This is a genomic window from Variovorax sp. 01N425 (assembly GCF_056399465.1).
In genome coordinates, this window is record NZ_JBFTRJ010000012.1 from 96867 (window position 1) to 109060 (window position 12194).

The window sequence follows — 12194 nt, forward strand, 5'->3', positions numbered from 1 at the left end:
CGTTCAGTACGCGTGTCCGCTCTCTTCGCGGATCGCCTTTTCGTCGACCTTGCCCCACAGCACGTGGTAGACCCAGGTGGTGTAGGCCACGATGATGGGAATGAAGATGCCCGTGACCACCAGCATGATGAAGAGCGTGAGGTGGCTCGATGATGCGTCCCACACCGTGAGGCTCGCGCGCGGGTCGATCGACGACGGCAGGATGAACGGGAACATCGATGCGCCCACGCTCAGGATGATGCCGGCAATGCCGAGCGCGGCCGCCAGCAGCGCGAGCACGGGCCGGCGCAGCAGCAGGCCCCCGAGCGCCCCCAGCAGGCCGGCAAAGCCCGCCGCCGGCGCGGCCATGGTCCAGGGATGGGCCGCATAGTTGGCAAGCCATGCACCTGCGTGCAGCTCGACGGTCTTCAGGAGCGGATTGGACGGCCCCACCATCTGGGCCGCGCTCGTGATGCGGTAGCCGCCGATGGCCGAGGCCATCCACATGCCCGCCAGCGCATACAGCGCGATGCCGGCCACCGCGGCAACGCTGCCATAGAGGCGCGCGCGCTCGGCCACCGGGCCCGCGGTCTTGAGCTGCAGCCACGCCGCGCCGTGCGCGACCATCATCGCCACCGACACCAGCCCGCACAGCAGCGCGAACGGATTGAGCAGCGCGAAGAAGCTGCCGTCGTAGTGGATGTGCATGTCCGCCGCGAAGCGGAACGGCACGCCCTGCAGCACGTTGCCCACAGCCACACCGAAGATCAGCGCGGGCACCAGGCCGCTGAAGAAAAGCACCGCGTCCCAGCGCGCGCGCCAGGCCGGCTCCTCGCGCTTGCTGCGGAACTTGAAGGCCACGGGCCGCAGGATGAGCGCCGTGAGAATCACGAACATCGCCAGGTAGAAGCCCGAGAACGACACCGCGTACAGCTGCGGCCAGGCCGCGAAGATCGAGCCGCCGCCAACGATCAGCCACACCTGGTTGCCCTCCCATACCGGGCCCACGCTGTTGATGACCAGGCGACGCTCGAGGTCGGTGCGCGCGGCAAACGGCAGCAGGATGCCGCTTCCCAGGTCGAAGCCGTCAGTCACGGCAAAGCCGACCAGCAGCACGCCGATCAGCGCCCACCAGATGATTCGAAGCGTGTCGTAGTCGATGAGTTGATGCAGGATCATGAGGAACTCCCTGGCGCCGCCATGGCGCGAACTGGCGGAACATGGGACCGGGCTTCGCCGACATCGGGTGCATGCTCGGCCTCCGGCCCCTTGCGTATCACCTTGAGCAGCAGCTTCATCTCGATGATGAAGAGCGTGGTGTAGATCGCGATGAAGCCGCCAAGCGTGATGAGCAGCGTCTTCACGCCCAGGTTCGACACCGCCACCGCCGTTGGCAGCACGCCTTCGATCACCCAGGGCTGGCGGCCGAACTCGGCCACCAGCCAGCCGGACTCGATGGCGATCCACGGCAGCGGGATGGCCAGCACCGCGGCCCTGAGCAGCCAGCGGTGGCGGTCGAGCCGGCGCCGCGCCGAAAGCACGAAGAAGGTGGCCGTCAGCACGATCAGCAGCATGCCGATGCCCACCATGATCCGGAACAGCCAGAACAGCGGCGCCACCTGCGGCACGGTGTCCCATGCGGCCTTGGCGATCTGCTCGGGCGTGGCGTTGCGCGGGTCGTCGACATAGCGCTTGAGCAGCAGCGCATAGCCCATGTCGGTGCCGCCGTTCTCGAAGGCATCGCGCACGCCCTGCGGCACGGCTTGCGTACTGCCGGCGGCGCGGATCTGCTGCAGCGCGTCGTAGGCCTTGATGCCTTCGCGGATGCGCACCTCGGCGCGCTTCACGAGCTCGTCGATGCCGGGGATCACGGTATTGAGCGAGCGCGTGCCGATCAGCCCCATCACCGCCGGAATATGGATGGCGTAGTGCGTCTCGCGCGCTTCCTGGTCGGGGAAGCCGAAGGCGGTGAACGCCGCAGGCGCGGGATGCGTCTCCCACATGGCCTCGATGGCGGCGAGCTTCATCTTCTGGTGTTCGGTCGACAGGTAGCCGCTCTCGTCGCCCAGCACCACCACCGACAGCGACGCCGCCAGGCCGAACGAGGCCGCGACCGTCATCGAGCGCTTGGCCAATTCGAGGTGGCGGCCCTTGAGCACGTACCAGGCCGACACGCCGAGCACGAACACCGCCGCGCACACATAGCCCGCCGACACGGTGTGCACGAACTTGGCCTGCGCCACGGGGTTGGTCAGCACCGCGAAGAAGTCCGTCACCTCCATGCGCATGGTCTGCGGATTGAAGGCCGCGCCCACGGGGTTCTGCATCCAGCCGTTGGCAATGAGGATCCACAGCGCCGAGAAGTTGGAGCCGATGGCCACGGCCCAGGTCGCGACCAGGTGGCCCACCTTGGAGAGCTTGTCCCAGCCGAAGAAGAACAGGCCCACGAAGGTGGCTTCCATGAAGAAGGCCATCAGCCCCTCGATGGCCAGCGGCGCGCCGAAGATGTCGCCGACGTAGTGGCTGTAGTAGCTCCAGTTCATGCCGAACTGGAACTCCATCACCACGCCGGTGGCCACGCCCATCGCAAAGTTGATGCCGAACAGCACGCCCCAGAACTTGGTCATGTCGCGCCAGATCACGCGGCCCGTCATCACGTAGACGGTTTCCATGACCGCGAGGATGATCGACAGCCCGAGCGTCAGCGGCACGAACAAAAAGTGGTAGAGCGCCGTGGCGGCGAACTGCAGGCGCGATAGCGCAACGATGTCGAGGTCCATGGGGGCTTCCTTTTTGTGTTCCCTGTTTTTGGTCTTTGGCTTCTGTCGGTTCAGTCGGGCCGCAGCGCGTCGAGCGCGGCGTCGAAGGCGGGGCTGCCGCGCCGCAGTTCGGCAACGATGCGGCCCTGGCGCATGCACACCAGGCGGTCGGCCAGCGCGGCCTCGCGCCGCAGGTGCGTGGCGATCAGCAGCGTGCGCGGGCCGGCCTCTGCGTACAGGCGCTGCAGCACGTCATGTGCGATGGCGGCATCCAGCGCCTCGGTGGGCTCGTCGAGCAGCCAGAGCGGCACCGGGCGCAGCAGCAACCGCGCGAGCGCGAGCCGGCGCGACTGCCCGCCCGAAAGGCCCAGGCCGCCTTCGCCCAGCGCGGTATCGAGTCCGGCGGGGAAGGAGTGCACGTCACTGGCGAGACCGGCCGATTGCAATGCGTTCCACAGGCGGACGTCGTCCGCGGCGGGATCGGCGAGCCGGAGGTTGTCTCGCAGGCTGTCCTGGAAAAGTTCGGTGCGCTGGGTCAGGAGGCAGGCCGGCTCAGCGTTGACGCTGCCGGCCAGCGGCGCTACTTCTCCGGCAATCACCGCGAGCAATGTCGACTTGCCCGCACCGCTCGCGCCGACGAGCGCCACGCGTTCGCCCGGCGCGATGGCCAGCGAGACATCGTTCAGCGCGGGAATGCCGCTGCCGAAGTGCGCCGCACTCAGGTGGGCCAGACTCACCGCCCAAGCCGCGCCGGGTTCAACGACGGCGACACCCGGTCGCGCTTCGTCAGGCGCCAGGCGCGGCGCGAGGCGCCCGACCGCGAGCCAGGTGCGGCCGGCATCGAGCGCGCCGCGCCGCAGGGCCGCGAACGGCTCCGTGGCCGTCAGCGCCACGAGCAGCCCGAGCGCCGCGGCAGGCGCGCCGATGGCGCCCTCGCCCACGAGCACACCCACCGCCAGCAGCACGCCCACCAGTGTCAGCGTGCCGGCCACGTTGTAGGCCGCGCCGGCCGAAGTCTCGAGCCTGTTCAGCGCGAGGTCGGCCTTGGCCAGGCGCGCATCGGCATTCATCAGTGCTTCGCGCTGCGCATCGGCACGCCCCGCCATCACCAGGTCGGTCTGGCCCGCGACGAGGTCGACGGTGCGCGCCCGCAGCGCCTCGATGCCATGCGCGCGGCGCACCGCCGGACGCCGGGCGCGCCGCGCGATGAACAGCGCCAGACCCCAGCCGGCGGCCACCAGCCACAGCAGCAGCGCGAGCCCCACGCCGGCGTGCATGAACCCGAGCACCACGCCCGCGAGCAGCGCCGCGCCCAGCGCCGCGGCGGCGGGCACGAGCAGCCGCAGGTAGAGCGACTCCAGCGCATCGATGTCGGAAGTCAGCCGGAACAGGAGCCGCGATGGCCGCATCGCCAGCTGGAGCGCCGCGCCGGGGCGCGCCCAGCCGCGGAACAGGCGCACGCGCAAGGCCGCGAGCACGCCGAAGCTTGCGTCGTGCGTGACCAGGCGCTCGCCGTAGCGCGATGCGGTGCGCCCGAGCGCCAACAGCCGGATGCCGGCCGAGGGCATGAACACGTCGAAGGTGAAGGCCGTGGCCGCATGCAGGCCCGCGAGTGCCGTCGCGGTGATGAACCAGCCCGACAGGCCGAGCAAGGCCATGCCCGCCAGCACGGTGGCCGCCGCCAGCACGCCGCCCCACAGCAGCGCGCGGGGCTGCGCCGCCAGGAACGGCCGCAGCACCAGCCGGAGGTCGCGCCAGCCACCCTGGGAACTGCTCATGCGGCGCGCTCCAAGGCGGCATCGGCCGGCTCGGCATCGAGACGGACCGAGCGGTTCATGCGCGCCGCCAGCACCGGGTCGTGCGTGGCGACGACCAGGGTCTTTCCGCGGGCCAGGGCCAGCAGCGCGTCGGCCACCTGGGTGGCGGTTTCGGTGTCGAGGTGGGCGGTGGGCTCGTCCACCAGCAGCAGGTCCGCATGGGGGTGGACCGCGATGCGCGCCAGCGCCAGGCGCACCGCCTCGCCGCCCGACAGGCCGATGCCGCCCTCGCCCAGCGCCACGCCCGGATGCGCCTGCGCCACCGTCTCGAGGGAGGCGAAGCGCATTGCCGCCGCAACCTGCGAGGCGCCCACGCCCGCGCGCCCGAGCGCGACGTTGGACTCGACCGAGCCCGCGAACACATGCGGCCTCTGCCCCATCCAGGCGATGCGCTGGCGCAGCGCACCCGCGGTGTGATCGGACAGCGTCACGCCGCCGATGGAGATGTCGCCGTGCGCGGCCGGCAGCAGCCCCGCCAGCAATGACAGCAGCGCGGTCTTGCCCGCGCCGCTCGCACCAGTGAGCGCCACGTGCTCGCCGGCCCCGATGCGCAGGTCCAGACCATCGAAGACCTTGCGCTCTTCGGCCGGCCACGCGAAATGCAGGTCGCGGATCACGATGGCGGGTGCGGAGCCCACGCGTGTCGCGCCTGTTGCGGCACGTGCAACCGGGGCCTGCGCTCCAGGCAGGGGCAATGCGCGCCTTTGCAACGCGTCGAGTGCCTGCAGTGCCGCCTCGCCGGCCGCGCGGTCATGCCAGACCGCCGAGAGTTCGCGCAGCGGTTCGAAGAACGCCGGCGCAAGCAGCAGGATGAACAGCCCTTCCCCCAGGCTCAACTGGCTTCCCCAGGCGCCAAAGCCCAGGGTGCCCAGCAGGTGGAAGCCGACGTAGGCCGCCACCATGGCCACACCCAGCGCCGAGAAAAGCTCCAGCACCGCCGACGAGAGAAAGGCGATGCGCAGCACCGCCATGGTCCGTTCCCGCAGCGCCTCTGCCGCCTGCGCGAGCCGCCCGGCGGCGGCATCCACCGCATCGAGCGCGCGCAGCGTGGCCAGCCCGCGCAGGCGGTCGAGCAGGAAGGCGTTCATGCCGCCCATCTCGACCATCTGCGCCTCGCTCGCGGCCTTGGCGCGCCAGCCGACGATGGCCATGAAAAGCGGAATCAGCGGAGCGGCAACCAGCAGCACGAGCGCCGCCACCCACGAAAGGCTGGCCACCGCCGCCAGGATGACGATGGGAACCACCGTGGCGCGCCAGCGCGCGGGCCGGTAGCGCACGAGATACGGCACCAGCGCTTCGGCCTGCTCGGCCAGCACGCTGGCCGCGCGCCCGGACTCGGCACGCTCGCGGTCCAGCGGCGAACCGGCCGCCAGCGCCCGGGCAGTCTGGGCACGCAGGGCCGAGAGTTGCGCCCGCGCGTGTCCGAAGATGCGTCGCGCGCCCCATGCCTCGCAAACGGCCCGCAGCACGCCCAGCAGCAGGATGCCGCAAGCCGGCCACTGCACCGCCGCAATCCCCTGCCCCGAGGCCAGCCCCTGCACGGCCATGGCCAGCAGCGCCGCCTGCGGAATCCACGTGAGCGCCGCCACGCCTTGTACGAGGCTTGCGGCGTCCGGCCGCGCAAAAAGCTGCAGCGGCGGCCGTGGCGGAGGATGCTTGATCATTCCTTGATATTTTGTATTTTCAGTATTTACTGAATTTTCGCAATCTTATCAAAGGCGGAGAAACCCTGAAGCAGCCGGGAGCGTGACCGCTCCGGCGCCCTCTTGCAACCATTTCAGTGAAAACGGCCGGCGCGCTGCGCTGCCGGCGCGGGCGGCTCAGGTCAGAACGAGACGAGCATCCCGCTGACCAGCAGGCCCGCGAACAATGCCGCGACCACGCGCCACGACGCGGGCCGCAGCTCGACCCTGCGGTGCAGCAATTGCGCGGCTGCCACCGACAGCCCGAAGGTGGCGGCCAGGCCCAGCGCATCGAACCAGGCGGGGTGCCGCCCCATCTGCGCCGCCGCCGCATTGGTGGCCAGCAGCACCGGAAAGTGGATCAGGAACAGCGAATACGACATGCGGCCCAGGCGCTGCAAGGGCATGGCCGCATCCGGCCGGCGACCGAGCGAAAGCCAGTCCCGGCGCTGCGCAACGGCAATCAGCAGCGCGCTCACCAGCGCGGTGGCGATGCGGCTGCGCCAGTCGACCGCGAGCGCGCCCGCGCCGGTCAGCGCGAGCAGCACGATGGCACTGCGCCAGGTGCTCGCGCGCGTCGCGCGTCCGATCCAGAAGGCCAGCATGCCGAGCCCGTAGGCACCGAAGAAATAGAACGCCGTGCCGTCGAGATCGGCATTGCGGTTGAAGAGCAGCAGCGAAGCGGTGGCCACCGCCAGCACCAGCGCCACGGGAATCCAGCGCTCGTACGAAGCCGCTGCAGCCGCCGCCGGCGCCCGCCGCAGCATCGCGGGAAGCCCCATGAGCGCCAGCGCCAGCACGAACAGCTGGAAGTCGATGGCCACGTACCAGACGCCCGTGGACAGTGCCTCGTAGCCCAGCAGGTCCTGCATCAGCAAGCCGTGCGCGAGCAACTGGCCGATGCTCGGCGCGGCCGGCACGTCGTCGCCCACCATCCAGGGGCGCACCAGGGCCGCCACCAGCACCGACACCGTGAGCGCCGCCAGGTAGGGCATGACCAGCCGGCCGTAGCGCTGCAGGATGCGCGCCATCGGCCGCTCCACGCGCAGCAAGCCGTCGGGCGCCAGGCTGGAAGCCGCAAGAAAGCCGGCAATCACCAGGAAGACCTGCACCGCGAGCCGGCCGTCACTGGCCAGCCAGCCCAGCAATCCGGGCGCCAGCAGGAAGGCGCCCACCGGCATCGCGCCGTAGCGCGACAGGTGGTGCCCGACGATCACCGCGCAGGCCAGGCCCTTGGCGATGTCGAGCAGGGGCATCCGCCCGCGCTGTGCGGGCAGCCCGGCAGGCGCCGGGTCGCACGCGCCGCTCAAAGGGCGAGCCGCTGCCTGGCTTGCTGGTACTCGCGCTTGAGCTTCTCGATGAAGGCCGCGGCGCTGGCCACTTCGGTGACGGCGCCGATGCCCTGGCCCGAGCCCCAGATGTCCTTCCAGGCCTTGGCCTTGCTGCCCTCGCCGCCGCCGAAGTTCATGGTCTTGACGTCGCCTTCGGGCAGGTTGGCCGGGTCCATGCCGGCCTTGACGATGCTCGGCGCAAGATAGTTGCCGTGCACGCCGGTGAAGAGGCTGGAGTAGACGATGTCGTCCGAGTTGCCGTCGACGATCGCCTGCTTGTATTCCTCGCTCGCGCGCGCCTCCTCGGTGGCGATGAAGGCGGTGCCGATGTAGGCGAAGTCGGCGCCCATGGCCTGCGCCGCGAGCACCGCGCCGCCGGTGGCGATGGAGCCCGACAGCGCGATGGGGCCGTCGAACCACTGGCGGATTTCCTGCACCAGCGCGAACGGGCTCTTCACGCCCGCATGGCCGCCAGCCCCGGCCGCCACGGCAATGATGCCGTCGGCGCCCTTCTCGATCGCCTTCTGCGCGAACTTGTTGTTGATGATGTCGTGCAGCGTGACGCCGCCGTAGCTGTGCACCGCATCGTTCACGTCGGTGCGCGCGCCCAGCGAGGTGATGACGATCGGCACCTTGTACTTCACGACCATCTCCATGTCGTGCTCGAGCCGGTCGTTGCTCTTGTGCACGATCTGGTTGATGGCAAAGGGCGCGGCGGGCTTGTCGGGGTTGGCCTTGTTGTAGGCCGCGAGCTCCTCGGTGATCTCGGCCAGCCAGTCTTCGAGCTGCGCCGCGGGGCGCGCGTTGAGCGCCGGCATCGAGCCGACCACGCCGGCCTTGCATTGCGCGATCACGAGCTTGGGGTTGCTGATGATGAACAGCGGCGAGCCGATGATCGGCAGCGGCAGGTTCGCGAGCACGGGGGGCAGCTTGGACATGTCTTCTCCGGGAATGGGGTTCGGTTTTATATAAGAGGAAGGCCCGCATCGCCCGTCAGCTGGGCGACACGGGGCCGTGGGTCAGAAGGCGTCGAGCGCCAGTGCCGTGACGCTCTCGGCGCCATCGACGATGCTGTCGCGCAGCCCGGGCACCCTGTTCAGGATGTGCTCGGCATAGAAGCGCGCGGTCGCGATCTTGGCCTGCATGAAGTCCACGTCGACACTGCGCGACGCCAGGTCCGCTGCAATGATCAGCGAGCGCGCCAGCTGCCAGCCGGCCACGAGGTTGCCCGCGAGCATCAGGTAGGGCACGCTGCCCGCGAACACCGCGTTGGGCGACGCCTTGGTCTGGCCCGCGACGAAGTCGACCACTTCGATGAAGGCTTCGCGCGCAGGCTTCAGGCGCTTGAGGACGGCGGCCGCGGCGGGGCTGCCGCTCTTGGACAGCTCGGCTTCGGTCTTCTCGATCTGCGCGGCAATGGCCTTGGCGGTCTGGCCGCCGTCGCGCGCGGTCTTGCGGCCCACGAGGTCGTTGGCCTGGATGGCGGTGGTGCCCTCGTAGATCGTGAGGATCTTGGCGTCGCGGTAGTACTGCGCCGCACCGGTCTCCTCGATGAAGCCCATGCCGCCATGCACCTGCACGCCGAGCGAGGTCACTTCCAGGCTCATCTCGGTGCTGTAGCCCTTCACGAGCGGCACCATGAATTCGTAGAAGGCCTGGTTCTGCTTGCGCGCCTCGGCATCGGGGTGGTGGTGCGCGGCGTCGTACGCGGCCGCGGCCACCGAGGCCATGGCGCGGCAGCCTTCGGTGTAGGCGCGCATCGTCATCAGCATGCGCTTGACGTCGGGGTGGTGGATGATGGGCGCGCTCGCGTTCATCGAACCATCGACCGGGCGGCTCTGCACGCGGTCCTTGGCGTAGGCCACGGCGTGCTGGTAGGCGCGCTCGGCAATCGCGATGCCCTGCATGCCCACGGCATAGCGGGCCGAGTTCATCATGATGAACATGTACTCGAGGCCGCGGTTCTCCTGGCCGACGAGATAACCCACGGCACCGCCATGGTCGCCGTACTGCAGCACGGCGGTGGGCGAGGCCTTGATGCCCATCTTGTGCTCGATGCTCACGCAGTGCACGTCGTTGCGCGCACCCAGCGACCCGTCCTTGCCGACGAGGAACTTGGGCACCACGAACAGGCTGATGCCCTTCACGCCTTCGGGCGCGCCGGTCACGCGTGCGAGCACCAGGTGCACGATGTTCTCGGCCATGTCGTGCTCGCCGTAGGTGATGAAGATCTTGGTGCCGAAGACCTTGTAGGTGCCGTCGGGCTGCGGTTCGGCGCGGCTGCGCACCAGCGCAAGGTCGCTGCCGGCCTGCGGCTCGGTGAGGTTCATGGTGCCGGTCCACTGGCCGCTCACGAGCTTTTCGAGGTACACCGCCTTGAGCTCGTCGGAGCCGGCCGTGAGCAGCGCCTCGATGGCGCCGTCGCTCAAGAGCGGGCACAGCGCGAAGCTCATGTTGGCCGAGTTGAGCATTTCGCCGCAGGCCGCGCCGATGGTCTTGGGCAGGCCCTGGCCGCCGAAGTCCGCCGGATGCTGCAGGCCCTGCCAGCCGCCCGACACGTACTGCGCGAAGGCTTCCTTGAAGCCCGGCGTGGTCGCGACCTGGCCGTCCTTGAAGGACGAGGGGTTGCGGTCGCCCTCGATGTTCAGCGGCGCGACCACGTCCTGGTTGAAGCGCGCGCATTCCTCGAGCACGGCCTGCGCGGTTTCGAGGCCGGCGTCCTCGAAGCCCGGCAGCCTGGCGATCTCGCCGATGTTGGCCAGGTGCTCGATGTCGAACAGCATGTCCTTGAGGGGGGCGGTGTAGCTCATGTCTTGTCTCCAGATACAGCGGATACGAAAAGGGCATCGCGAACGATGCCCTCCGGCTCAGTGCAGCGATGCGATCAGAGCGCCTTCACCAGTTCCGGCACCGCCGTGAACAGGTCGGCCACCAGCCCGTAGTCGGCCACCGAGAAGATCGGCGCCTCTTCGTCCTTGTTGATCGCCACGATCACCTTGGAGTCCTTCATGCCGGCCAGATGCTGGATCGCGCCCGAGATGCCCGCGGCGATGTACAGCTGCGGCGCGACGATCTTGCCGGTCTGGCCCACTTGCCAGTCGTTGGGGGCGTAGCCCGCGTCCACCGCGGCGCGGCTCGCGCCCAGGCCCGCGTTGAGCTTGTCGGCCAAGGGCGTCATCACTTCGGTGAACTTCTCGGCGCTGCCCAAGGCCCGGCCGCCCGAGACGATGATCTTGGCGGCGGTGAGTTCGGGGCGGTCGCTCTTGGTGACTTCGCGGCCCACGAAGCTGGACTTGCCCGAATCGGCCACGCCTTCGGCCGTTTCAACGCTCGCGCTGCCACCGGTGGCGGCTGCGGCGTCGAAGCCGGTGGTGCGCACGGTGATCACCTTGGTGGCGTCGCTGCTCTGCACGGTGGCGATGGCGTTGCCGGCGTAGATCGGGCGCTCGAAGGTGTCGGGGCTTTCGACCTTGGTGATGTCGGAGATCTGCGCCACGTCGAGCTTGGCGGCCACGCGCGGCGCGACGTTCTTGCCGTTGGCAGTCGAGGGGAACAGGATGTGGCTGTAGTTGGAAGCGATCGCCAGCACCTGGGCGGCGACGTTCTCGGCCAGGTTCTCGGCCAGGCTGGGGCTGTCGGCCACGATGACTTTGCTGACGCCCACGATCTGCGCAGCGGCCTTGCCGGCTTCGGCGGCATTGGCACCGGCGACGAGCACGTGCACGTCGCCGCCGCAGGCCAGGGCCGCGGTCACGGTGTTGAGGGTCGCGGGCTTGACGGTCGCGTGGTCGTGTTCGGCAATAACAAGTGCGGTCATGTCGTTGTCTTCCTCAGATCACTTTGGCTTCGTTCTTGAGCTTGTCCACCAGGGTCGCGACGTCAGGCACCTTGATGCCGGCGCCGCGCTTGGGCGGCTCGCTGACCTTGAGGGTCTTCAGGCGCGGCTTCACGTCCACGCCCAGGTCTTCGGGCTTGAAGGTGTCGAGTTGCTTCTTCTTGGCCTTCATGATGTTGGGCAGCGTCACATAGCGCGGCTCGTTCAGGCGCAGGTCGGTGGTGATGACGGCCGGCAGGCTGAGCGTGATGGTCTCCAGGCCGCCGTCGACTTCGCGCGTGACGGTGGCCTTGCCATCGGCCACTTCGACCTTGGAGGCGAAGGTGGCTTGCGGCAGGTCGGCCAGCGCGGCGAGCATCTGGCCGGTCTGGTTGGCGTCGTCGTCGATGGCCTGCTTGCCCAGGATGATCAGCTGGGGCTGTTCCTTGTCGACCAGGGCCTTCAGCAGCTTGGCCACGGCCAGGGGTTGCAGCTCTTCGGTGGTCTCGACCAGGATGCCGCGGTCGGCACCGATGGCCATGGCGGTGCGCAGGGTTTCCTGGCACTTGGCATCACCGCAGGAGACGGCGATGACTTCGGTGACCACGCCCTTTTCCTTCAGGCGCACGGCTTCTTCCACGGCGATCTCGTCGAAGGGGTTCATGCTCATCTTGACGTTGGCAATGTCCACTCCGGTGCCGTCGCTCTTCACGCGCACCTTGACGTTGTAATCGACGACCCGTTTGACAGGCACTAGAACCTTCATTGACTTGACTCCATTGGGATTGCAAAAAGGGGGCTTCGAGGGCAGC

The 12194-nt window shown here is 69.0% G+C and carries 9 protein-coding genes; all 9 read right to left on the reverse strand.

The features are described from left to right. Window positions 1–3: 3 nt before the first annotated feature. Window positions 4–1158, reverse strand: a complete 1155-nt coding sequence (gene cydB, locus AC1DSC_RS21795) for a cytochrome d ubiquinol oxidase subunit II (RefSeq protein WP_012748463.1) — start codon at window positions 1156–1158, stop codon at window positions 4–6. Then, window positions 1155–2759 (reverse strand): cytochrome ubiquinol oxidase subunit I, encoded by a 1605-nt coding sequence (locus AC1DSC_RS21800; RefSeq protein WP_012748464.1) that lies wholly within the window; start codon window positions 2757–2759, stop codon window positions 1155–1157. The genes cydB and AC1DSC_RS21800 overlap by 4 nt, the downstream gene beginning before the upstream one ends. 50 nt (window positions 2760–2809) lie before the next feature. Further along, a complete protein-coding gene (locus AC1DSC_RS21805; protein WP_012748465.1) occupies window positions 2810–4516 on the reverse strand; it encodes an amino acid ABC transporter ATP-binding/permease protein in 1707 nt (568 codons plus the stop codon). Then, the gene (gene cydD, locus AC1DSC_RS21810) at window positions 4513–6219 is read right to left on the reverse strand and encodes a thiol reductant ABC exporter subunit CydD (protein WP_369663095.1); all 1707 of its coding nucleotides are present in this window, start codon (window positions 6217–6219) and stop codon (window positions 4513–4515) included. The genes AC1DSC_RS21805 and cydD overlap by 4 nt, the downstream gene beginning before the upstream one ends. Window positions 6220–6380: 161 nt before the next feature. Then, a complete protein-coding gene (locus AC1DSC_RS21815) occupies window positions 6381–7493 on the reverse strand; it encodes an acyltransferase family protein (protein ID WP_436287861.1) in 1113 nt (370 codons plus the stop codon). Between the two features lie 50 nt (window positions 7494–7543). Continuing rightward, a complete protein-coding gene (locus AC1DSC_RS21820) occupies window positions 7544–8506 on the reverse strand; it encodes an NAD(P)H-dependent flavin oxidoreductase (protein WP_012748468.1) in 963 nt (320 codons plus the stop codon). Between the two features lie 81 nt (window positions 8507–8587). After that, entirely contained in the window at window positions 8588–10378 is a 1791-nt protein-coding gene (locus tag AC1DSC_RS21825) for an acyl-CoA dehydrogenase (protein ID WP_012748469.1), read from the reverse strand. 74 nt (window positions 10379–10452) lie between these two features. Beyond that, window positions 10453–11385, reverse strand: a complete 933-nt coding sequence (locus AC1DSC_RS21830) for an electron transfer flavoprotein subunit alpha/FixB family protein (RefSeq protein WP_012748470.1) — start codon at window positions 11383–11385, stop codon at window positions 10453–10455. Between the two features lie 13 nt (window positions 11386–11398). After that, window positions 11399–12148 (reverse strand): electron transfer flavoprotein subunit beta/FixA family protein, encoded by a 750-nt coding sequence (locus AC1DSC_RS21835; RefSeq protein WP_062361769.1) that lies wholly within the window; start codon window positions 12146–12148, stop codon window positions 11399–11401. Between the last annotated feature and the right edge of the window lie 46 nt (window positions 12149–12194).